Origin of the sequence: Pseudarthrobacter sp. 1G09, assembly GCF_050038305.1 — a bacterium.
Lineage (GTDB): Bacteria > Actinomycetota > Actinomycetes > Actinomycetales > Micrococcaceae > Arthrobacter > Arthrobacter equi.
This window is the reverse complement of sequence record NZ_CP188306.1, coordinates 263,910-284,992: the sequence shown is the minus strand read 5'-3', so window position 1 is coordinate 284,992 and position 21,083 is coordinate 263,910. Positions and strand designations below refer to the sequence as shown.

The following is a 21,083-nucleotide window of genomic DNA, read 5'->3' as shown; positions in this document are numbered from 1 at the left end:
TGACCGCCTGGTCAGTGTCCGCACCAGGCTGCTCCCGGCGAAGGTGGTGGACTGGTTCGCCAGGCCGTCCAGCGTGTGGTGGGGCTTCGCCGTCGTCCATTTGTACTTCCTCGGCTGGATGGCGTCCTTCTTCCTGAACGGCGACACGTTCAGCGATACGGAGCAGTACCGCCAGTGGGCCACGGACGGCTACAACCCGCAGGACCTGGACGGCAAAATCAGCCCCTGGGTCTACCCCGTGCTGGCCCAGCTGCCCATCTTCCTGGCGAACATCGCCGGGCCCGGCCTCTACCTGCTCATGTGGTTCCTGATCATCACGGCCCTCAACGCCGTGGGGATCCTGTACCTGACGCGCGGGCCGCGGAAGGCCAGCGGCATCGCCCCCGCGTGGTGGTGGCTGTTCTTCACCATCTTCATGGGCTACCTCAGCTTCGCCCGGGTGGAAGGCATCACCGCACCGATCGTGCTCATCGCGCTGCTGTACGCGGCTGAACGCCCCGTTGTTGCCGGCGTCCTGCTCAGCATCGCCACGTGGATCAAGGTGTGGCCCGCGGCCGTCCTGGCGCCCATCGTGATCGCCAGCCGCAAGCGCATCCAGGTGGTCCTGGCCGGTGCCGGCGTCACGGCCGTCGTGGCCCTGGGAACCTGGTTGTCCGGCGGCCTGCCGCACATCATGGACTTCCTCCTGAACCAGGGCGAACGCGGCATGCAGCTCGAAGCCACCTTCTCCACGCCGTGGGTGTGGCTGAGCGTCTTCAACATTGCCGGGTCCAAAATGGCGGACAACACGGCCATCAACTCCACCGAGGTCTATGGCCCGGGTGCCAGCACCGCGGCGTTCCTGATGCAGCCGCTGCTGATCCTCGCGGCCGTGGTGGCCGCCGTCCTTCTGGTTCGCGCACTGAAGCGCGGCGCCGAACGCGAGGAACTGTTCCTCGAGGGGTCCCTGATGATGGTCACCGCCTTCATCGTGTTCAACAAGGTGGGCTCGCCGCAGTTCATCATTTGGCTGGCTCCGGTGATCATCGCCGGCCTCGCGCACGACTGGAACCGCTGGAAGGTCCCCGCGGCGCTGCTGATGGGCATCGCCATGACCACGTTCGTGATCTACCCGCTGTTCTACACTCCGCTGATCCACGCCCACCCGGTGATGGCAGCCATCCTGACCACCCGCAACGTGCTGCTGGTAGTGCTGCTGTGGTGGTCGGTGAAGCGGACCGCCGAACTGGGCCGGAAGAATTCCGCCCCGGTAACTGCCGGAGCCTAGAACTGCGGGGCCTAGCCCCTTTCGGCCTGGTCCACGGACGTCCGGTCCGCCGTCTCCACGGCCTTCGGCTTCGCATTTGCCGGGTCCGCGGGCGCCGGGTTCGCAGTGTGCGGGCCTTCGGCGGTCCCGACGGCGGCACTTGCCTTGGATCCCGTCCCACCGTTTCCGCGGCGGGCAGCCCGGCGCTCCGCAACCCACTGCCAGCCCGTGCGGGCCAGGTCCAGCGGACGCCCCTCGATGAGCAGCTTGCGTGTATGCACGTCGAGGAATAGAAGGTAGAACGTAAAGGCCAGCGCTGTCACGAATGCCAGCGAGGACGGCGGGATGGGCAGCTCCACGAAACCCCATACGGAGAGCTGGTCTTGCGCGCCGAACACCACGAAGAACGTGACACCGACGTACAGGGACCGGATCTGCCAGTCGTCACGGATGCCGGTGACGGCCAGGAACGGCAGGAACCACAGGATGTACCAGGGCTGGATGATGGGCGAGAGCATTACGACGGCGGTGAACGCCAACGCCATCCTGCGTACCGCCCGCGAGTAGTCGCCGCGGAACATGAGCAGCAGCACCAGCCCGATAGCGGTCCACTTCATGCCGGTCCGGAGCCACGTGGCGAAGGTTCCGCCCGGCAGGCCGAGGACATTGGCAAGGAATTCCACCTGCTGCCCCAGGAATCCTGACGGTGAGTAGCCGGTGTAGCCGGGGGTGGTATCCAGGATGGCCCAGGTCCAGCCCACGCCCAGGTTGTACGGGATGCCGCTCAACACCAGGACGGCCAGGCTGATGCCCGCCGTGGCACCCCACATCAGGAACTTCCGCAGCCACGACGCCGACGGTCCGGCCCACATCACCCCGATGAACGGCAGCAGGAGCACGGTGATGGGCTTGATGCCGATCGAGGCGGTGACCAGCAGGATGCCAACCAGGTAGCGCCGGGTGGCTGCGAAGTACACGCCGGCGACCGCCAGTCCCACCATCAGGGCGTCATTGTGGGCGCTGGCGATAAAGCTGATCAGGAACAGCGGGTTGGCCACCGTGATCCACAGCGCCCGGGCACCGTTGATGCCGTGCAGTCCGGCGAGCTTGGGCACGTAGATGACGCAGAGCAGCACGCCGACGCCGGCCAGCAGGCGAAAGAGCAGGACCGACGCGTCGGGCTGGGCTCCGGTCAGTCCCACCACCCCGCGGGCGAGCCAGAGGAAGTACGGGCCGTAGGGTGTCCGGTTTTCCGCCCAGGCGGGATCGGCACCGAGTGCGAACCAGTTGTTGAGGGTGGAGATTCCCACCTCATACGGGTTCTGGCCTTCCTGGACCAACCGTCCCTGGCCGGTGTAGGCGTAGACGTCGCGGGAAAAGACGGGGACGCAGAAGATCAGCGGCAGCGACCATGCGGACACGGCAATGACCACGGAGCGCAGGGATTTACTGCCCCAGTCCGCGAGCCGCTGGCCCAGCCGCAGCCAGGAGCGCATCAGGAGCATTGCGCCGAGGGTAAGGAGGAAGGTGGAAACCGTCACGCCCCATCCTTCGGTGCGCAGGGCGATGACCACGGGCTGGCGGATCATGGGTGAGCCGTTGGCGATCCACCCTGTGCCGATGGAGCCCACGAACATCATGAGGGAGCCGATGAAGCCCTCGATGGTGGCGAGATAGGCACGTCCTTTGGCCGGCGCGGACGCCGTTGCCGGTGTGCCCGGCCGGCTTTCCGAAGTCCGGAGGTGTGACCCGCCTGCCGTCATGATTGTGTCTGGTCCCCTACCTGGTTGCGGCGCTGGCTGGACCAGCGAGAAAAGGCCGCCCTGCAACCCGCCCATTTTATCAGCCGGCTTTGCTGCTGCTCCGGTGTGCGGCAGGGAGGCTGCCCACAGTTTTCGCGAAGCCCTTACTGGGCGTGGAGGAGTGCCAGGAACTCATCGGCCATGCCGAGTTGTTCCTCCAGCTTCGCGCGGCGCCGCGCGGCCTCCTCGATGAAGGTGTTCAGCTCGGATCTGATGGCGGTGTCATCCTGGCCGGGTTCGGACGTTTCCAGCGCATCAATGACCCGCAGGAGCTCGGCCATGGCCTCGAGGGTGAATCCCAGTGGCTTCATCCGGCGGATCACCAGCAGGCGGGTGAAGTCTCGTTCGGTGTAGAGGCGGAAGCCGCCCTCGGTCCGGCCTGACGGTTTGAGCAGGCCCACCTCGTCGTAATGCCGGATGGTCCGCAACGACATTTGCGACCGGTCCGCGAGCTCGCCGATGTGCATCGTCGCCACCACTTCTTCGGCGGTCATTTCCTTCACCATCACGTCACCAACCCTGGTCAACCCTCACGTTAGGGTAGTGTTGCACACGCAGCCGGACGTTGCCGGTGCATTCCTTCTCCACCCATTGTCTTCCATGACCGGGCTGGACCCGTGCGCAGCGTGGCGCAGAAACGTTCCCCACCGCTCTTCCCCAACAGAGCCGAGTCCCTGGAGCCGCTCCTTGGCCGTCGCTAGCCGCCCCCGCCCTTTCCGGCAAACCATCACCGTGATGACCGCACTGCGCTCTCCACGGCAACTGTCCCGCGAGGTCCTCGCCGGGATGGTGACGACGCTAGCACTGGTCCCGGAGGTCATCTCCTTCTCAATCGTCGCGGGAGTCGATCCGATGGTGAGCCTTGTCGCCTCCATCGTGCTGGCTTTGGCGATGTCCGTCCTTGGCGGCCGGCCGGGAGTAGTTACGGCTGCAGCCGGTTCCGTGGCCCTGGTCATTGCCCCGCTGGTGCACGAGCACGGCGTGCAGTACGTCCTGCCCACAGTGCTCCTGGCCGGCGTTATCCAGGTGGTCTTTGGCCTGGCCGGCCTGGCCCGCCTGATGCGGTTCATTCCGCGCTCGGTGATGATCGGGTTCGTGAACGCCCTCGGTGTGCTGATCTTCATGGCCCAAGTGCCGCACGTCCTCAACGTTCCGTGGCTCGCCTATGCCCTGTTCGCGCTGACGTTCGCGATCATTTTCATCCTTCCGCGGTTCACCAAGGCGGTCCCGTCGCCGCTGGTGGCGATCGTCGTCGTGACCGCAATCGCGATTATTGCCGGCCTCGCGGTTCCAAATGTTTCTGACGAGGGGCCCCTGACGGGTAAGCTGCCCGGGTTTACGCCGTTCCTCTTCCCGGTGAACGTTGAGACTTTCCAGCTGATCCTGCCCACTGCGCTGAGCGTGGCCTTCGTGGGGCTCATGGAAACGCTCCTCACCGCAAAACTCGTGGACGACATCACCGACACCCCGTCGCACAAGGGCCGCGAGTCATGGGCTCTGGGCGTCTCGAACATCCTTGCCGGTTTCTATGGCGGCATCGCCGGGTGCGCGATGATCGGCCAGACCGTGCTCAACGTGAAGACCGGGCAGGCACGCACCCGCATCTCAACGGTTGTTGCCGGAGTCTTCCTCCTCGCGCTCGTGACGGGACTCAGCCCGATCATGGGCCAGATTCCCATGGTGGCCCTCGCCGCGGTGATGATGGTGGTCGCTGTTACCACCGTCGACTGGCACAGCGTTAAGCCATCCACCCTGAAGCGGATGCCCCTGCCGGAGACGCTCGTCATGGGCGTCACGGTGGCCGTCGTGGTGTTTACCGGAAACCTTGCCTACGGCGTCCTGGTGGGCGTGGTCCTTGCGATGGTGCTGTTCGCGCGCCGGGTGGCCCACGTCATCAGCGTGGACAGGAAACTGGCTGACGACGGCGAAAGCGTGCGCTACAGCGTGGTGGGGCCGCTCTTCTTCGGCAGCAGCAACGACCTGGTGGAACATTTTGCGTACGCCGAGGATCCGGCGTCAGTGACCATCGACCTCAGCCGTGCCCAGATTTGGGACGCCTCCACCGTGGCCGCCCTCGACTCCATTGAAACGAAGTACGGCGACCACGGAGCGACGGTGACCATTGAAGGCCTCGATGAACGCAGCACCGGATTCCACCGCCGCCTCAGCGGGCACCTCGGCTCCTGACCCGTCCGGCTGGCCGGTGCCGGGCCAGCGTTCAGCGACCTGTCAGCGCCGGATGAGGATGTTGTCCTGGATCAGGGCATACCCCTGGCCCACCAGGTCCCCGGTATCCTCGCCGTCGGCTACCACGGCCGCCTCGCTGCCGAACCCCAGAAGATTGGTGGTCAGCACCGGCTTGCCATCCGTCGTGCACGCCGAACCCCACCGGTCCTTTCCTGCCTCAGCAACCTGGATCAGGCAGAATCCCGCCTCCTGGGCCGGGCGTGCAAGGTAGAACCGGAAACCTCCGTGATCGGCAGCCAGCCGCACAGTGGAAGGGTCCTTGCCCTTGAGGTCCACGAACGCGGGGACTTCATCTTCGGCTGAAGCTGCCCGGTCAAGAATTGCCATCCCCGGCTGCTGCGGTTCCGGGGTACATGACACCAGCGCCAGCATCGCCAGGGCTGCAACCACGGACGTCACTACAGAGCCTCGAACCGGCACAATTCCCCCACCTCAATGAAAATATCTACTCAGCAACGATATTGCCGGGGAACAAGTTCCGCAAAAGCGACTTGACTTGAACTGTGCTGTAATTCAATGCTGTGAAAATACGACCGACCGCCCCATTTACCAACATGCTTTATGGTCGTCAGTTCATAGACTACGGCTATTGTGCCGAATTTCCCTGCTACGCTCGATCCGCCATCAAAATTGTATAGATTTATTAAATGGGGGAATATTAATACCAGAGAAGTTCTTTCGGCAGCGACACTCTCCGCATGCCCATGCCTCGGCCTGGTTCCTGCGCATGCATCTGAAACCCGACCTTCCACGTTATCGGGTGCAGATGTCCAAGCCGCCCGTGGATGTCCCGGCCGTGACCATGTCAGCCACAGTGTCGGGAGGGTTCGGATTGTCGGCGGGCGCTGTCAGCGCACAAGCGGGACTCAGCTATTCGGCATCCGTCTCCGATACAGTCTCCTGCACTTCGCCGGTCCTCGGCTATAACCAGCTTTACATCGCACGCCCATCTGGAACATTCGTTTTCTACAATGTTGACCGTTACAACCTTTTCGGTTTTCATACCGGAACTGAACGTGGGACGGCATTCTTTCCCACGGGAGTTTCGTGCCGTGTGATTTACGGGTAAGACAACACACGAACAAGGGCACCCATTACGTGAGTCGGCATTGGTGCCCTTTCGCGCTCCAGGAAATTTAATGGCGATGGGCGAGCCTATTCTGTGCGAGGCGCCGCCGTCGATTCCCGGACCACCAGCTTCGTGGCCAGTTCAACCCGGCGGGAGTCCGGCACCTCACCCTGCACCTGGCGCAGGATAATCCGGAGGGCCGCCCGGCCGATGTCCCGCAGCGGCTGCGCCACGGTGGTCAGCGCCGGAACGGATTCCTCCGCCTGCCGGATGCCATCGAATCCCACAACGCTGAGCTCCTGCGGAATCCGGACCTGTTGCCGGAGGGCTTCGGCAATCACGCCCAAGGCGATGGTGTCGCTGGCGGCAACGACAGCTGTGGGCCGGGGCTCGAGCAGCAGCAGGTCGCGGAGCCGGCGCGCGCCGTCGTCGGACCTGAACTCCCCGGCCATGACGTACCGGTCCTCCGCGGCGATTCCCTGCGAGCGCAGCGCCGCAAGGTAGCCGTGCAGCCTGGCCTGGCTGCACTCCACCGCTTCAGGCCCGCCGAGGAACGCTATCCGCCGGTGCCCCAGCGACAGGAGATGCGCCGTGGCGTCCTTGGCCCCGGCCCAGTCGGTGCAGCCGACGCTCACCACCTGCTCCGACGGCGGATTCAGCGGATCGATGACCACCACGGGAACGCCGCGGCGGTGGAAGGCGTCCAGCGGCGCATCGCCGAAGGCCGAGGTCACCACGATCATTCCGCACCGCCCCTGGTCCACGATGCGCTGGGCACGTTGCTCCGGATTGGGAGCTCCCCCGCGCGAACCGGTGCTGCTCAGGACCACCTCCACGCCACCGGCCGTGGCCGAATCCATGATCCCAGCCAGCACCTCCGCCGTGTAGCCGGAGTTCAGGGAGTCCACCACCACCTCCACCACCGGGAGTGCGGCCAGGGAGCGGCGGTGCTGCACCGGCGACCTGTAGCCGGACTCTTCCAGGATGGCAAGGACCCGCTTACGGGTTTCCGCTGCGACATCCGGCCTGCCGTTGATCACCTTGGAGACGGTGGGAACCGAGACGCCGGCCTGCCGCGCCACCGCCGAGAGGGTCAGCCTGCTGCGATTCCCCATCCGTGCATCCCAATCCCTCGTCGAAAGTTTTCGCTGACCGAAAGCCTTGACGCGGAAACAGAAGCCAAAATAGCGTCAATGTATCTCGAAATAGTACCGAAAACTTTCGAACGGCTGCAAAGAGGCACACATGGCAAACTCCACCCCGCTGCGCATTGGCATGGCGGGCTACGCCTTCATGGGCGCCGCACATTCCCACGCCTGGCGGACGGCCCCGCGGTTCTTCGACCTTCCGCGGGCTCCGGAACTGACCGCCCTGGCCGGCAGGAACGCCGACGCCACAGCGGCAGCGGCCGCCAAGCTGGGCTGGGGTTCCACCGAAACGGACTGGCACCGGCTCATCGAGCGGGATGACATCGACCTCATCGACATCTGCACTCCCGGCGATACCCACGCCGAGATTGCCATTGCCGCGTTGGAAGCCGGCAAGCATGTCCTCTGCGAAAAGCCCCTGGCCAACACTGTGGAGGAGGCTGAACGCATGGCCGCCGCGGCACGGACCGCCGCCTCGCGCGGGGTCTACGCCATGTGCGGCTACAGCTACCGCCGCACCCCGGCCCTGGCGTTGGCCAAACGGATGGTGGACGGCGGCAGGCTGGGAACCATCCGCCACGTACGTGCCCAATACCTCCAGGACTGGCTCAGCGACGAAAATGCCCCCATGACCTGGCGCCTGGACAAGTCCAGGTCCGGCTCCGGCGCCCTGGGCGACATCGGCGCCCATATCATCGACGCCGCCCAGTGGATCACCGGCAGGCAGATCTCCGGAGTGTCGGCGCTGATGGAGACGTTCGTCCGGGAACGGCCCCTTGCGGGCGACCTCGTGGGCCTCGGCGGCCATGGAAACCTCGACGCCGGTTCGCCCCGGGGTGCGGTAACGGTGGACGACACAGCGATATTCACGGCAAGGTTCGACGGCGGCCCGGTGGGGGTTTTCGAGGCCACGCGCTATGCGCTGGGGCGGCGGAACGCCATGCGGCTGGAAATCAACGGCAGCGAGGGCTCCCTCGCCTTCGACTTCGAGGACAACAACGTCCTGTCCTTCTATGACGCCGCTGAAGGTCCCGACGCCGGCTTCCGCAGGATCATCGTCACCGAACCCGAGCACCCCTACGTGGGCAACTGGTGGCCCACCGGCCACGGCCTCGGCTACGAGCACGGCTTCACCCACCAGGTGGTTGACCTGGTGACCGCCCTCGCGGCCGGCCGCCAGCCTGAACCGTCCTTCGATGACGCCCTGCAGGTGCAGCGCGTCCTCGCAGCGGTGGACAGCAGTGCGGGCAACGCCTCCCGCTGGCAGGAGATACGCCAACCGGCCCCAGCCTCCAACTCCTATGCACATGAAGGAATATCCCTATGACCGGCACGAAGAACGCCCTGGTGGTCCGCGGCGGCTGGGACGGGCACCAGCCCGTCGAAGCGACGGACCTGTTCATCCCCTTCCTCAAGGACCACGGGTACGACGTCCGTATCGAGGAGTCCCCGAAGGTCTATGCCGATGCGGACTACATGGCGGGCACGGACCTCATCGTCCAGTGCATGACCATGAGCACCATCGAAAAGGACGAGTTCGCAGGCCTGCGGGCCGCCGTGGAAAACGGGACCGGCCTGGCCGGCTGGCACGGCGGCATTGCGGATTCGTACCGCAATACCTCCGATTATTTGCACCTCATCGGCGGGCAGTTCGCCTGCCACCCCGGCAAGCACCCGGATGAGCGCCGCGGGGAACAGGCGGACAACTACGTTCCTTACACCGTGAACATGCTTCCCGCCGCGGCGGACCACCCCATCACCCGCGGCATTCCCGACTTTGAGCTGGTCACCGAGCAGTACTGGGTGCTGGCCGATGACTACATCGACGTTCTGGCCACCACCACGCAAAAAGTCCGGCCTTGGGATCCGTGGCACCGCGAGGTCACCTCACCGGCCATCTGGACCCGCCAGTGGGGCGCGGGAAAGATCTTCGTGTGCACGCCCGGCCACCGCGTGGAAATCCTGCAGGACACCAACGTCCGCACCATCATCGAGAGGGGGCTGCTGTGGGCCAGCCGCTGACCGCAGACACGGCCATCACCGTCGGCATCATCGGCTGCGGTGCCATCAGTGCCCAGTATCTGGCGAGCTTCCGCCGCCTGCCGAACATCGGTCTCACGGCCGTCGCGGACCTGGACCTGTCCCGCGCGCAGGCTGTGGCGGACTCCTGCGATGGCGTCCGTGCCCTGACGGTGGACGAACTGCTGGCTGATCCCGCCGTCAGCCTCGTCCTGAACCTCACCATCCCCGCCGCGCACGCAGACATCGCGCTCCAGGCCATTGCCGCCAGGAAGGCAGTGTACGGCGAAAAGCCGCTGGCGGCGAGCACCAAGGAGGCCCGGGAAGTCCTGGATGCTGCGAAGGCGGCCGGCGTCGCCGTGGGATGCGCTCCGGATACGGTCCTGGGCACCGGAATCCAGACCGCCCGGAAGGCGATCGACGACGGCCTGATCGGCACCCCCATCGCCGCCACCGCCGTCATGGCTACCCCGGGCCACGAGCGCTGGCACCCCAACCCGGACTTCTACTACCAGCCCGGCGGCGGCCCGCTGCTGGACATGGGCCCGTACTACGTCACCGCGCTGGTGACCCTGCTGGGTCCTGTGGTTTCCGTGACCGGCGCCGCCAGCCACACCAGGGATCAGCGCACCATCGGCTCCGGCCCCCGCGCCGGCGAAACCGTGCCCGTCCACGTGGACTCGCACGTGACCGGGACGCTGACGCATGCCGGCGGCGCCATCTCCACGCTGGTAATGAGCTTCGACGCCGTCCGCACGAAAAGTCCCAACCTGGAGATCCACGGCGAGCGCGGCTCGCTGGTGGTGCCGGATCCCAACAGGTTCGACGGCGACGTGGAGCTTTGCACGCTCGGTGCAGCGGACTGGGAGGTGCTTCCGGTGTCGGCCGGCTACGTGGGCGCGGGCCGCGGCTTCGGGATCGCGGACCTGGCAGCCACCCCTCCCGGCAGCGAACCGCGGGCCGGGGGCGAGCTGGCGTTCCATGTCCTGGATGTCATGGAATCGCTGCTGGAGGCTGCCCGGACCGGCGCCGCCACGGAGGTGCGGAGCACCGCAGCCAGGCCCGCAGCTGTCCCGCTGACTCCGGCCCAACCCGAGGACGGCCCGGACGGCAGCCTTTCCCGCGTTTAGACGCGCCCGTCGCTGCGGGCGCTCCGGTTCCTGCCCAGGGACTTGGCCGTGTACAAAGCCGCGTCCGCTGCCGCGATGAGATGGTCCACCTGGGAGGTCCCGGCGTCGTACGTGGAAATCCCGTAACTTGCCGTGGGCATCTCCACCCCGTCCAGGCGGGCGTCCGCGGCGACGCGGCGGCTGATCTCGGAGGCCACCAGCTCTGCCCGCTCGGGGCTGGCCCCGGGCATCAGGAGGACGAATTCCTCGCCTCCGTAACGTCCCACCAGGTCAGTGGTGCGCACCGTGGCGGTGCACGCGTCCGCGAACCGGCGCAGCGCCACGTCCCCTGCCGCGTGGCCGTAGGTGTCGTTGACGGATTTGAAGTGGTCCAGGTCAGCCAGGATCAGGGCCCCGGAGGCACCGGTGATGGCCCGGTCGGCCAACTGTTCGGCGGCCAGGTCCAGGAAGGCTTTCCGGTTCAGGAGCCCGGTGAGGTCGTCACGCGAGGCCACCACGCGCAGGGCCCGCGTCTGCTGTTCGCTGCTCAGGGCCGCCATGCTGAAGGACACCACCACAAGGAGCACCATGGTCACCAGGGTGGTGACGGCAGACCCGAACACGGTGACGAAGATGCGCCCGTCCTGGCCTTCCAGGACGAAGGCCAGCCAGCGGAAGAAGTAGTAGACGGCCAGGCCGCCGGCCGAGACCGCCATGGGAATACGGACCCGCGAGTACCCAGGCTCCAGGCGCCACAGTTCACGTGATGCCAACCCGATGCTGATGCTCATTGCAGCAAGGAAAACGGGCCCCCCGGACCAGGTGTTGGTGGCGGGATTGTCGAGGACGGACGCCACCAGCGTGGCCAGCGGCAGGCCAGTGAACGCCCACATGGGCGGCCGGACGGTGCGCAGGGACCGGGCGCCCGCCCAGACGGCCACGCCGCCGTGCACCAGCAGCACGTTGCCCACGGGGTTGGCCCAGATCTGGTGCGGCGTCCCATCCAGCAGGAAACACCCTGAACCGCCCAGGAAGAAGATCAGCGCCACGCACCACCAGCCGCTGTACGGGGAGCGGGTGACGCGGTACGCCGAGAAGTAGAAAAGCACCACCAGCACCAGGGCCATGAGGCCGAATGCGATCCGAAGGGTCGTCGTATCCAGAACCATGTCTCCGAAAGTCCCCCAAACGCCGAAACCCTAACTGGCCCCAAGTATCGCACCGCCCCGACTGGCCCGCACCCACCCAGCGCGCCATGACGAACGTGTTCGGACCCCTTAGTGTTGAAGATGCTGCCGGATCACCGGTACAAGCCACCAGAAAGGCCCGCCATGCTCCTTCTCTTTGGCTTCAAAACGGTAGACAAAGCCCTCCCCGGCAGGCCGGGTACGTGCCAGCACTGCCGCGCCCACGTGCACCACGCACTGGTTGAGCGGGCCACCAAGTTCACGCTGTTCTTCATCCCGGTGTTCACCACATCCCGCAAATTCCGTATCACCTGCACCAACTGCGGTTACGTTTCGTCCATCTCGGGCCGCCAGAAGCGGGCGCTGGAAATGCGCGGCTGACGCTGGGGAACTTCCGGCCGTCCCGTACAGTTAAATGCACTATGGACGACCCTCCTTCACATATGCCCTGGCCCCTCTGCCATCTGACCGGATCACCGGCCACCACAGGAGAGGGGCGCCCCAATGTATGAATGGATCATGCTGGGTATCGGCCTGGTCCTGACCGTCGGCACCGGCTTCTTCGTCGCCTCCGAGTTTGCACTTGTGAACTTGGACCGGCATGACCTCGAAGCCCGCCAGGCCCGCGGCGAGAAACGCCTCGGGCCAACCATCAAAGCCCTCAAGATCACGTCCACCCACCTTTCGGGTGCACAACTGGGCATCACCCTCACCACACTCCTCACCGGTTACACGTTCGAGCCCGCCATCAGCCGGATGCTCAGCAGCCCGCTGACGTCCGCGGGGCTGCCGGAAGCGCTGGTGCCGGCCATCGGATCCGTGGCCGGTATTTTCCTGGCCACCATCTTCTCCATGGTGATTGGCGAATTGGTCCCGAAGAACTTCGCCCTGGCCCTGCCGCTGGCCACCGCCAAGGTGGTGGTGCCCTTCCAGGCGCTCTTCACCACGGTCTTCAAGCCCGTGATCCTGCTGTTCAACAACACTGCCAACCGGATCATCCGCGGCTTCGGCATCGAACCCAAGGAAGAACTGTCCGGCGCCCGGAGCGCCGAGGAGCTGAGCTCCCTGGTGCGCCGCTCCGCCCTCGAAGGCGTCCTCGACCTGGACCACGCCACGCTCCTGCACCGGACCCTCCGCTTTACCGAGCACAGCGCGGTGGATGTCATGACGCCTCGGGTCCGGATGACCGCGGTGGGTACCGCGGACACTGCGGAGGACATCGTCAGCCTGGCGAAGTCCACCGGCTACTCCCGCTTCCCGGTCATCGGCCGGGACCGGGATGACGTAGTGGGCGTCCTGCACGTCAAGCAGGCGTTCGCCGTCGCCCTCTCCGAGCGCGCCAGCATCACTGCCGAAGAGCTGATGATCGAGCCGCTGCGCGTTCCCGAATCCATGGGCGTGGACACCCTGCTGAACCTGCTCCGCAAGCAGGGGCTGCAGGTGGCCATCGTCTCCGACGAACACGGCGGCACCGCCGGAATCGTCACGCTGGAGGACCTGGTGGAAGAGATCGTGGGTGAATTGGAGGACGAGCATGACCGTGCCCGCGTGGGTGTGGTCCGCACCGGCCGCTCCATCACCTTCGACGCCGCGCTGCGCCCGGACGAACTCCTGGACCGCACCGGCATCCGCGTGCCGGACGGTGAGTACGACACCGTTGCCGGCTTCGTGACGGACCAGCTGGACCGGCTGCCCGAGCTTGGAGATGAAGTGGAGGTCGACGGCGGCACGCTCCGTGTGGAGCGCGCGCTGGAGACCCGCCTGGAGCGGCTCCGCTTCACGCCCGCCGAATCCGCTGAAGCACCGCAAAGCCCGCACGACAGAATCGTGGACAACATCACCCGGGAGCTGACCCATGAGTGAATATCTTCCCGGCATCATCTGGCTGGCCGTGCTGTTGGTGGTCAACGGCTTCTTCGTGGGCGCCGAGTTCGCTGTGATCTCGGCCCGCCGGTCTCAGATCGAACCCAAGGCGGAAGCAGGCAGCAAGGCCGCGAAAACCACGCTGTGGGCCATGGAGCACGCAACGCTCATGCTGGCCACCAGCCAGCTGGGCATCACCGTCTGTTCGCTGATCATCCTGAACGTCTCCGAACCGGCCATCCACCACCTCCTGGAAATCCCGCTGGGCCTGACGTCGCTGTCCTACGAGGCCATCAGCATCATCGCGTTCATCGTGGCGCTGCTGCTGGTGACCTTCCTGCACGTGGTGCTGGGCGAGATGGTGCCCAAGAACATTTCGTTCTCGGTCCCCACGCGCGCTGCGCTGATCCTGGCCCCGCCGCTGGTAGTTGTGGCACGGATCTTCAAACCCGTGATCTGGACGCTGAACGGCATCGCCAACGGCATCCTGCGCCTGTTCAAGGTGGAACCCAAGGATGAGGCCACCAGCGCCTACACCCTGGATGAGGTGGCCAGCATCGTGGAGCAGTCCACGCGCGACGGCATGCTGAAGGACACCACCGGCGCCCTGACCAATGCGTTCGAGTTCACCGCCAAGACGGTGGCGGACGTGCAGGTTCCGCTGGCGGACATCGTGCTGCTCCCGGAGACGTCCACGCCGGCCGACATCCAGCAGGCCGTGGCCCGGCACGGGTACTCGCGTTACATCCTCACGGACAGCAACGCCGAACCGGCGGGCTACCTCCACCTCAAGGACGTCATGGACCTCACCTCGCCGGAGAAGTTCGCCCGGCCGGTGCCTGCCAAGCGGATCCGTCGGCTCGCCTCGGCCTTCGCGGGCTCGGAGCTTGAGGACGCCCTCGCGGCCATGCGCCGCACCGGAGCCCACGTGGCCCGGGTGTTCGACGCCGAGGGCGCCACCACCGGGATGCTGTTCCTTGAGGACATCATCGAAGAGCTGGTGGGCGAGGTGCAGGACGCCACCAGCGTCTGACCGGCATTCCATCACCAGGGTGCGGCCTCCTTCGGGGGCCGCACCTTTTTTGCGCCGGACCCCTAGCCCCCGACGGCGGACGCCGCTAGAGTAAATCCCGGTTCCGCCCTGCCGTTCCCGGCAGTACGACGGGAACCCTTGAGGGAATGGAGGTGGTTTTGATGACTGCTGTTGCCGCGCGCCTTGGGCGCCGCCCCGCATCCATCAACCAAACCCTTTTCCCCGGCTGCACCGCCAGCGCCTGACGCGCCGGGGCACCGGGACATTCTCCCGAGGAAATAACCTTGAACACTTCTTCAGGCAACGCCCTGGACAGCACCATCGCCAACCAACAAACCACTGACGGTCCATCCGGTTTCGGTTATACGGCCGCCGTCGCCCGACATTTCGAGGTCCATCCCTGCCCCGAGGGTACCGGACGCGGGCGTGTGGTCCGCGTGGACCGCAACCTGCTGCTCGTTGCGGTGCCCGACGGGCTCCTCCACCTCCCCTATCCACTCAGCGGTGAGGCTGCCGTCACCGGCGACTGGGTCTGGCTCGGGCCCAACAGGGCCGGTGACCGGCAGATCCTGGCCGTCCTTCCGCGCCGGTCCGAACTGAGCCGCAAGCGCGCGTTCGAGGACTCGTCCGCCGAGCAGGTTTTGGCGGCGAACATGGACACCGTGGGGGTGGTGGTCCCCGTGGACCGGCCCCTCACGCACAACCGGCTCGAGCGCACCCTCGTGGCGGCGTGGGACTCCGGCGCCACTCCCCTGGTGATCATCACCAAGGCGGACCTGGCGCAGGTGGCGGATGACGTCGTCGGGAAAGTCATCCTGCAGGCCGCGGGCGTGGAGGTGGTCACCACTTCGGCCGAAAACGGCGACGGGATCGACGAGCTGCTGGCACACATTCCGGCCGGCGGCACCATCGTGCTGCTGGGCCCCTCCGGCGCCGGCAAGTCCACGCTCATCAACGCCCTGGTGGGCCGGGAAGTCCAGCACACCGGTGAGGTCCGGTCCGGGGATTTCAAGGGCAAGCACACCACCACCTCCAGGGAGCTGGTGCCGCTGGCCAACGGCACCGTGCTCATGGACACCCCCGGTGTTCGCGGGTTCGGCCTGTTCGACGCCGAGGACGGGTTGGGCGAAATGTTCGGCGACGTGGAAGAGCTGGCCGGGACGTGCCGGTTCAGTGACTGCGGGCACGGCAACGAGCCGGGGTGCGCCGTCCGGGAGGCCATCGACAGCGGTGTCCTGTCGGAGCGCCGCTGGAACTCCTACCTGAAGATGCAGCGGGAACTGGCGGCCCTGGCGCGGCGGTCTGACGTTGCGGCCCAGCGGGCCTACTACCGCGAGTGGCACCAGAAGGTGGTGTCCGTGGGCAAGTCCCAGCGGTGGGCGGAGCGGGAGGTGGCAGAACGACGGGAACAGGCCGGGGGCAAGCGGCGCAAGCGGACCCGGTGATCGGATGCGTGCGCTCCTGCCCGGTTACTTTTCGCCGGTTACAGCCGGGGCCACGCTCCACCCTGCAGTACCCGGCAAGGCGGCCGCGGCTTCGACCGGCGCCCGCCGGCAACCGGGCGGGAGTGCACGGGAGCCTGCCGCGGTGTCGGTCCACCGCGGTAGGGTGCGGTCATGGACATCATCCTCGTTCCCGGATTCTGGCTGGACGCTTCTTCCTGGGACGGGGTGGTGCCGGCACTTGAAGCTGCCGGGCACCGCCCCGTTCCCCTCACCCTGCCCGGGCTGGAGTCGAAAGACGCCAACCGGGCAGGGATCGGCCTGCGTGACCACATCGACGCCGTGGTGGCCGCCGTGGACGGCTTCGACGGAAAGGTGGTGCTGGTGGGCCACTCCGGCGGTGGCGCCATCATCCACGGCGCCATCGATGCCCGGCCGGATCGCGTGGCGCGGGCCATCTACGTGGACAGCGGCCCCCTTGGCGAAGGTGGGGTGATCAACGACGAACTTGAGGCGGACGGCCCCGACGTTTCGCTCCCGCCCTGGGAAGGATTCGAAGACGCCGACCTGGTGGACCTCGACGATGCGTTGCGGGAACAGTTCCGTGCCCGGGCCATACCGCAGCCCAAGGGCGTGGCCTTTGACCAGCAGCACCTCCATGACGAGCGGCGCTATGACGTGCCGGCCACGGTCATTGCCTGCGAGTTTCCCTCTGCGATGCTGCACGAGTGGATCGCGGGAGGGCACCCCTTCGTGGCCGAACTGGGCCGGATGAAGGACGTGGAGTACGTGGACCTGCCCACCGGCCACTGGCCGCAGTTCACCAAGCCGGACGAACTGGGCCAGGCCATCGTGGCAGCCGTGGGCACCCCGGAAAGCTGAGGCGCCAGGCTTCCGCTGCACCAACGTTCCCGGCCGCCGCACGCCTTACCCGGAAGCCGTCATTTTGGGCCGGACCCCTTGCGCGGCCGGGCTGCACTCCCCATACTAAATGAATGACATTCATTTATGCCTCTCTTGACGGAGCCAGCGCCGCCCCCGCTCAAGCAACCCCGGCTGATCGGGCAGCCGCCTCCGGTGTCATGCCGGCTGAGTGGAGCACCCACCAGCAGACCTGGATGGCCTTCCCGCCACCCAATGACACCTTTGGGTCAGCGGGAAGCCCCACCTTGGACCGCGCACGCGCGGCATGGACCAGCGTGGCCCGGACCATTGCCAAGTATGAACCCGTCACCGTGGTGGCCGATCCCCGGGATGCCACGGCAGCCCGCGAATGGCTCGGCAGCGGCATTGCGGTGGTGGAGATTCCGCTCGATGACGCCTGGATCCGGGACAGCGGCCCAAGCTTCCTGCACCAGCCGGACGGTTCGCTGGCTGCCGTCGACTGGGTCTTCAACGGCTGGGGTGCGCAGGAATGGGCCGCGTGGGACCAGGACCGGAAAGTTGCTTCCGCGGTGGCAGCACAATCCGAGGTCCCCGTCCGCTCCAGTTGGCTGGTCAACGAGGGCGGTGGGTTCCACGTGGACGGCGAAGGTACGGTGCTGCTCACCGAAACAGTCCAGCTGGATCCCGGACGCAATCCCGGAGCCACCAAGGAATCGGTGGAGGCAGAAATCCATGCGGCCCTGGGCACCACCAAAGCCATCTGGCTTCCGCGCGGACTCACCCGCGACTACGACGAATTCGGCACCCGCGGCCATGTGGACATCGTGGCCGCCTTCGCCGGGCCCGGCACCATCCTGCTGCACCGGCAGGACAACCCGGACCACCCGGACCATGCCGTCTACCTTCAGTTGAAGGCCGTCCTGCAGGGCCAACTGGACGCCCAGGGCCGGCCCCTGCGCCTCATCGACGTTCCGGCGCCCACCGTCCTCTTGGATGAAGAGGGTTACGTGGACTGGTCCTACATCAACCATTACGTCGCCAACAACGCGGTGGTGCTGTGCGCGTTCGGCGATCCCAACGACGCCATTGCCCAGGGCATCCTGGAACGCGCCTACCCGGGACGGACGGTGGAACTGGTGGACGCCCGGGACATCTTCGCCTTCGGCGGCGGCATCCACTGCATCACCCAGCAGCAGCCGGCACCCCGGAAAAGCGCGGCATCATGAGACCGTTCAATGTGGTCGAGGCCGGCATCGGCACGCTCCGAGCCGCCCTGGAAAGGGGCGAAGCCACCAGCGAGGACCTGGTCCGTGCCTACCTGGCGCGGATCGAGAAGTATGACTCGAACGGCATATGCCTTAACGCCTTGGTGGCAATGAATCCGGACGCGCTGGAAGAGGCGCGGGCATCGGACCGGCGGCGGGCCGACGGATCCCTGCTCGGCCCCCTGGACGGCATCCCCTACACCGCCAAGGACAGCTACCAGGCCCGCGGCCTGACGGTGGCCGCCGGCTCACCTGCGTTCAAGGACCTGGTGGCACAGCGGGACGCCTTCACCATCGAACGTCTCCGTGCCGGCGGTGCCGTGCTGATCGGCCTCACCAACATGCCGCCCATGGCCAACGGAGGTATGCAGCGCGGCGTATACGGACGTGCCGAGAGCCCCTACAATGCTGACTACCTGACCGCGGCTTTCGCATCGGGATCCTCCAACGGTTCCGGCACGGCCACAGCTGCAAGCTTCGCGGCCTTCGGGCTGGCGGAGGAAACCTGGTCTTCAGGCCGTGCCCCGGCGTCCAACAATGCACTCTGCGCCTACACGCCCTCCCGCGGCGTCATCTCCGTGCGCGGCAACTGGCCCCTGGTTCCGACCATGGACGTGGTGGTCCCCCACGCCCGCACCATGACAGACCTCTTGGAGGTCCTGGACGTGGTGGTGGCTGACGACGCCGAAACCCGGGGCGACTTCTGGCGTGTCCAGCCGTGGATCCCGGTACCCAAGGCATCTGCTGTCCGGCCGCCGTCGTACGTGGCCCTGGCCGTTCCGGACGGTGCCGCCGCGGCAGGCGTGCTCGCCGGCAAACGGTTCGGCATCCCCGGGATGTACATCAACGCCGACCCTGACGCCGGCACGGCCGCGAACCCGGGAATCGGCGGACCGACCGGCCGGCGCATCGACACCCGCGGCTCCATCATCGGCCTGTGGAACGATGCCCGGCGCGATCTCGAAGCTGCCGGCGCGGAAGTGGTGGAGGTCGACTTCCCCGTGGTTTCCAACTACGAGGGCGACCGCCCCGGCGCGCCCACCATCGCCACCCGCGGCCTGGTGTCCGCCGATTACCTCCGCCGCGAAATCGTCGACCTCTCAGCCTGGGCCTGGAACGACTTCCTGGACGCCAACGGCGATCCCCGGCTGAACCGGCTGGCCGACGTCAAGGGCGCCGACATCTTCCCGGCACCCGACGGTTCCCTGCCGGACAGGTATGACGGTTTCGACGACGACATCAGCGACTATCCGGCGTGGATCCGCGACCATGATGTGCCGTCCCTGACTGAGATTCCACACCTTCGGGCCGGGCTGGAGGGCCTGGAAGAGACCCGCCGTACGGACCTGGAGCAGTGGATGGACCGGCTGGGCCTGGATGCCGTGGTGTTCCCCGCCGCGGCGGATGTTGGCCCCGCCGATGCGGACCGGAACAAGAAGTCTGCCGATCTGGCCTGGCGCAACGGCGTCTGGGTGTCGAACGGCAATCTGGTGCCGCGCCATCTGGGCATTCCCACCGTTACGGTTCCCATGGGGCTGGCCGCGGACATCGGCATGCCGGTGGGACTGACCATTGCCGGCCGGGCCTACAGCGACACGGAACTGCTGGGCCTCGCGGCGGCCTTCGAGGCCACCGGAAACCGGCGCGTACCCCCGCCGCGCACCACGTCTGCGGGAGACGTCGAATAACCCTGTCCCGGACCTGGACGCAGCAGCTAGTCTGGACGCAGTGATTTTCATTTCCTGCCTGTGATCCACAGCTTCCGCAGTCTTCACCCGTCGCTCCGGCTCCCGATTACGAACGGGGCGGTGATTCCGCGTGCCGTGGAGGGGAACCCCGTTGTGGGTTCCCCTCCACCCGGCCCCCTTATCGGAACCATTTACGGGAGACCCCATGAACATCCAGCCACACGGCACACCCCTCCTCACGCAGGACACTCTCCGGCCTGACTGCTCCAACTGCTTCGCACTTTGCTGCACCGCCTTCGGCTTTACCCGCTCGGCGGATTTCGCCATCGACAAGCCACCCGCTGCCGAATGCCCCAACCTGGCCACCGACTTCTCCTGCACCATCCACAACAGGCTCAGGCCCCGCGGCTTCCGGGGCTGCACGGTCTTCGACTGCTTCGGCGCCGGCCAGTCGGTCAGCCAAGGCCTCTTTGCCGGGATCAGCTGGAGGGAGGACCCCGCGTCGCAGCCGGCCATGTTTGGCGCCTTCCGGGTGGTCAAGCAGCTCCATGAGATGCTCTGGCACCTGGCCGAGGCGCACCGGCGGACCTTCAGCCCGGAGACTGCCGCGGACGTGCAGCAGCTTCGGGTGACGCTTGAGGAGGCCTCGGCAAGCGGTGCGCAGGCAGTCCTGGACCTCGACGTGGAGGCCCTGCACCACAAGACGGCACAGCTCCTGCGGACGGTGAGCGAGGAGGTCCGGGCCGGCTACTTTACGGACGACGACGGCCCGGACAGCCGTCTCCACGCCGGCACCGACCTTGCCGGTGCCGGGCTGCGCGGGTTACAGCTGTGCGGGGCGGATCTTCGCAATGCATCGCTCATTGGCGCCGACCTCCGCGGCACGGACCTCACAGCCGTGGACCTGCTCGGTGCCGACCTGCGCGATGCAAGGCTCGACGACGCCGACTTGGCCGGCGCGCTCTTCCTCACCCAGGCGCAGGTCACTTCGGCCCGGGGCAACGGGGGCACGCGGCTTCCGACGGTGCTGGCGCGGCCCGGGCACTGGACGGACCAGCACCCGCACCGCTGAGCGCGCGG

The 21,083-nt window shown here is 66.6% G+C and carries 18 protein-coding genes; 13 read left to right on the top strand and 5 right to left on the bottom strand.

The features are described from left to right. The first annotated feature begins 43 nt into the window (after positions 1-43). Positions 44-1,267: a glycosyltransferase 87 family protein gene (locus ACP3TD_RS01325; RefSeq protein ID WP_426764982.1), complete on the top strand. Its 1,224-nt coding sequence runs from the start codon at positions 44-46 to the stop codon at positions 1,265-1,267. A gap of 11 nt (positions 1,268-1,278) precedes the next feature. On the opposite strand, the gene mptB is transcribed toward ACP3TD_RS01325, so the two are convergent. Next, positions 1,279-3,009 carry a polyprenol phosphomannose-dependent alpha 1,6 mannosyltransferase MptB gene (mptB, locus tag ACP3TD_RS01320; protein ID WP_426764981.1) on the bottom strand — a complete coding sequence of 577 codons (1,731 nt, stop codon included), beginning with the start codon at positions 3,007-3,009 and terminating at the stop codon, positions 1,279-1,281. 143 nt (positions 3,010-3,152) lie between these two features. Then, positions 3,153-3,542: a MerR family transcriptional regulator gene (locus tag ACP3TD_RS01315; protein ID WP_426764980.1), complete on the bottom strand. Its 390-nt coding sequence runs from the start codon at positions 3,540-3,542 to the stop codon at positions 3,153-3,155. A gap of 241 nt (positions 3,543-3,783) precedes the next feature. On the opposite strand from ACP3TD_RS01315, the gene ACP3TD_RS01310 reads away from it, so the two are divergent. Next, positions 3,784-5,235, top strand: a complete 1,452-nt coding sequence (locus ACP3TD_RS01310; protein WP_426764979.1) for a SulP family inorganic anion transporter — start codon at positions 3,784-3,786, stop codon at positions 5,233-5,235. A 42-nt stretch (positions 5,236-5,277) separates the two neighbouring features. Here ACP3TD_RS01310 and ACP3TD_RS01305 read toward each other — a convergent pair whose 3' ends face one another. Both ACP3TD_RS01305 and ACP3TD_RS01300 read right to left on the bottom strand, forming a co-directional pair. Then, positions 5,278-5,694, bottom strand: coding sequence for a hypothetical protein (locus tag ACP3TD_RS01305; RefSeq protein ID WP_426764978.1), 417 nt, complete (start codon positions 5,692-5,694; stop codon positions 5,278-5,280). Between the two features lie 756 nt (positions 5,695-6,450). Then, positions 6,451-7,479 carry a LacI family DNA-binding transcriptional regulator gene (locus ACP3TD_RS01300; RefSeq protein WP_426764977.1) on the bottom strand — a complete coding sequence of 343 codons (1,029 nt, stop codon included), beginning with the start codon at positions 7,477-7,479 and terminating at the stop codon, positions 6,451-6,453. Positions 7,480-7,609: 130 nt separating this feature from the next. Here ACP3TD_RS01300 and ACP3TD_RS01295 point away from each other — a divergent pair, with 130 nt between their 5' ends. Genes ACP3TD_RS01295 through ACP3TD_RS01285 form a run of 3 tightly spaced genes read left to right on the top strand, consistent with a single transcriptional unit; the run spans position 7,610 to position 10,661 of the window. Further along, the gene (locus tag ACP3TD_RS01295; protein WP_426764976.1) at positions 7,610-8,839 is read left to right on the top strand and encodes a Gfo/Idh/MocA family protein; all 1,230 of its coding nucleotides are present in this window, start codon (positions 7,610-7,612) and stop codon (positions 8,837-8,839) included. After that, positions 8,836-9,534, top strand: coding sequence for a ThuA domain-containing protein (locus ACP3TD_RS01290; RefSeq protein ID WP_426764975.1), 699 nt, complete (start codon positions 8,836-8,838; stop codon positions 9,532-9,534). Before ACP3TD_RS01295 ends, ACP3TD_RS01290 begins: the two co-directional genes overlap by 4 nt. After that, positions 9,519-10,661: a Gfo/Idh/MocA family protein gene (locus ACP3TD_RS01285; RefSeq protein ID WP_426764974.1), complete on the top strand. Its 1,143-nt coding sequence runs from the start codon at positions 9,519-9,521 to the stop codon at positions 10,659-10,661. Before ACP3TD_RS01290 ends, ACP3TD_RS01285 begins: the two co-directional genes overlap by 16 nt. On the opposite strand, the gene ACP3TD_RS01280 is transcribed toward ACP3TD_RS01285, so the two are convergent. Further along, a complete protein-coding gene (locus ACP3TD_RS01280; RefSeq protein ID WP_426764973.1) occupies positions 10,658-11,809 on the bottom strand; it encodes a GGDEF domain-containing protein in 1,152 nt (383 codons plus the stop codon). The two genes, ACP3TD_RS01285 and ACP3TD_RS01280, sit on opposite strands and share 4 nt — an antisense overlap. Before the next feature lie 162 nt (positions 11,810-11,971). Between ACP3TD_RS01280 and ACP3TD_RS01275 the strand changes: the two genes are divergently transcribed. The 8 genes from ACP3TD_RS01275 to ACP3TD_RS01240 all read left to right on the top strand — a co-directional run bounded on the left by ACP3TD_RS01275 (position 11,972) and on the right by ACP3TD_RS01240 (position 21,075). After that, on the top strand, positions 11,972-12,208 hold the full coding sequence (locus tag ACP3TD_RS01275; RefSeq protein ID WP_056077355.1) for a zinc-ribbon domain-containing protein: 237 nt from the start codon (positions 11,972-11,974) through the stop codon (positions 12,206-12,208). A gap of 123 nt (positions 12,209-12,331) precedes the next feature. Next, positions 12,332-13,690, top strand: a complete 1,359-nt coding sequence (locus tag ACP3TD_RS01270) for a hemolysin family protein (RefSeq protein ID WP_426764972.1) — start codon at positions 12,332-12,334, stop codon at positions 13,688-13,690. After that, a complete protein-coding gene (locus ACP3TD_RS01265; protein WP_426764971.1) occupies positions 13,683-14,723 on the top strand; it encodes a hemolysin family protein in 1,041 nt (346 codons plus the stop codon). Before ACP3TD_RS01270 ends, ACP3TD_RS01265 begins: the two co-directional genes overlap by 8 nt. Before the next feature lie 284 nt (positions 14,724-15,007). Continuing rightward, positions 15,008-16,168: a ribosome small subunit-dependent GTPase A gene (gene rsgA / locus ACP3TD_RS01260; protein ID WP_426764970.1), complete on the top strand. Its 1,161-nt coding sequence runs from the start codon at positions 15,008-15,010 to the stop codon at positions 16,166-16,168. Positions 16,169-16,339: 171 nt separating this feature from the next. Next, positions 16,340-17,047: an alpha/beta fold hydrolase gene (locus ACP3TD_RS01255; protein WP_426764969.1), complete on the top strand. Its 708-nt coding sequence runs from the start codon at positions 16,340-16,342 to the stop codon at positions 17,045-17,047. Positions 17,048-17,160: 113 nt separating this feature from the next. Next, positions 17,161-18,276 (top strand): agmatine deiminase family protein, encoded by a 1,116-nt coding sequence (locus tag ACP3TD_RS01250; RefSeq protein WP_426764968.1) that lies wholly within the window; start codon positions 17,161-17,163, stop codon positions 18,274-18,276. Further along, a complete protein-coding gene (locus ACP3TD_RS01245) occupies positions 18,273-20,003 on the top strand; it encodes an amidase (RefSeq protein ID WP_426764967.1) in 1,731 nt (576 codons plus the stop codon). The genes ACP3TD_RS01250 and ACP3TD_RS01245 overlap by 4 nt, the downstream gene beginning before the upstream one ends. Positions 20,004-20,208: 205 nt before the next feature. Then, positions 20,209-21,075: a pentapeptide repeat-containing protein gene (locus ACP3TD_RS01240; RefSeq protein WP_426764966.1), complete on the top strand. Its 867-nt coding sequence runs from the start codon at positions 20,209-20,211 to the stop codon at positions 21,073-21,075. Positions 21,076-21,083 lie beyond the last annotated feature (8 nt).

What these genes read in the sequence shown, in the direction of transcription:
- ACP3TD_RS01315 (WP_426764980.1), bottom strand. Translation starts at nt 3,542, where the DNA reads ATGACCGCCGAAGAAGTGGTGGCGACGATGCACATCGGCGAGCTCGCG.
- ACP3TD_RS01245 (WP_426764967.1), top strand. Translation starts at nt 18,273, where the DNA reads ATGAGACCGTTCAATGTGGTCGAGGCCGGCATCGGCACGCTCCGAGCC.
- ACP3TD_RS01295 (WP_426764976.1), top strand. Translation starts at nt 7,610, where the DNA reads ATGGCAAACTCCACCCCGCTGCGCATTGGCATGGCGGGCTACGCCTTC.
- ACP3TD_RS01255 (WP_426764969.1), top strand. Translation starts at nt 16,340, where the DNA reads ATGGACATCATCCTCGTTCCCGGATTCTGGCTGGACGCTTCTTCCTGG.
- ACP3TD_RS01270 (WP_426764972.1), top strand. Translation starts at nt 12,332, where the DNA reads ATGTATGAATGGATCATGCTGGGTATCGGCCTGGTCCTGACCGTCGGC.
- ACP3TD_RS01275 (WP_056077355.1), top strand. Translation starts at nt 11,972, where the DNA reads ATGCTCCTTCTCTTTGGCTTCAAAACGGTAGACAAAGCCCTCCCCGGC.
- ACP3TD_RS01300 (WP_426764977.1), bottom strand. Translation starts at nt 7,479, where the DNA reads ATGGGGAATCGCAGCAGGCTGACCCTCTCGGCGGTGGCGCGGCAGGCC.
- ACP3TD_RS01290 (WP_426764975.1), top strand. Translation starts at nt 8,836, where the DNA reads ATGACCGGCACGAAGAACGCCCTGGTGGTCCGCGGCGGCTGGGACGGG.
- mptB (WP_426764981.1), bottom strand. Translation starts at nt 3,009, where the DNA reads ATGACGGCAGGCGGGTCACACCTCCGGACTTCGGAAAGCCGGCCGGGC.
- ACP3TD_RS01250 (WP_426764968.1), top strand. Translation starts at nt 17,161, where the DNA reads ATGACATTCATTTATGCCTCTCTTGACGGAGCCAGCGCCGCCCCCGCT.
- ACP3TD_RS01265 (WP_426764971.1), top strand. Translation starts at nt 13,683, where the DNA reads ATGAGTGAATATCTTCCCGGCATCATCTGGCTGGCCGTGCTGTTGGTG.
- ACP3TD_RS01280 (WP_426764973.1), bottom strand. Translation starts at nt 11,809, where the DNA reads ATGGTTCTGGATACGACGACCCTTCGGATCGCATTCGGCCTCATGGCC.
- ACP3TD_RS01310 (WP_426764979.1), top strand. Translation starts at nt 3,784, where the DNA reads ATGACCGCACTGCGCTCTCCACGGCAACTGTCCCGCGAGGTCCTCGCC.
- ACP3TD_RS01240 (WP_426764966.1), top strand. Translation starts at nt 20,209, where the DNA reads ATGAACATCCAGCCACACGGCACACCCCTCCTCACGCAGGACACTCTC.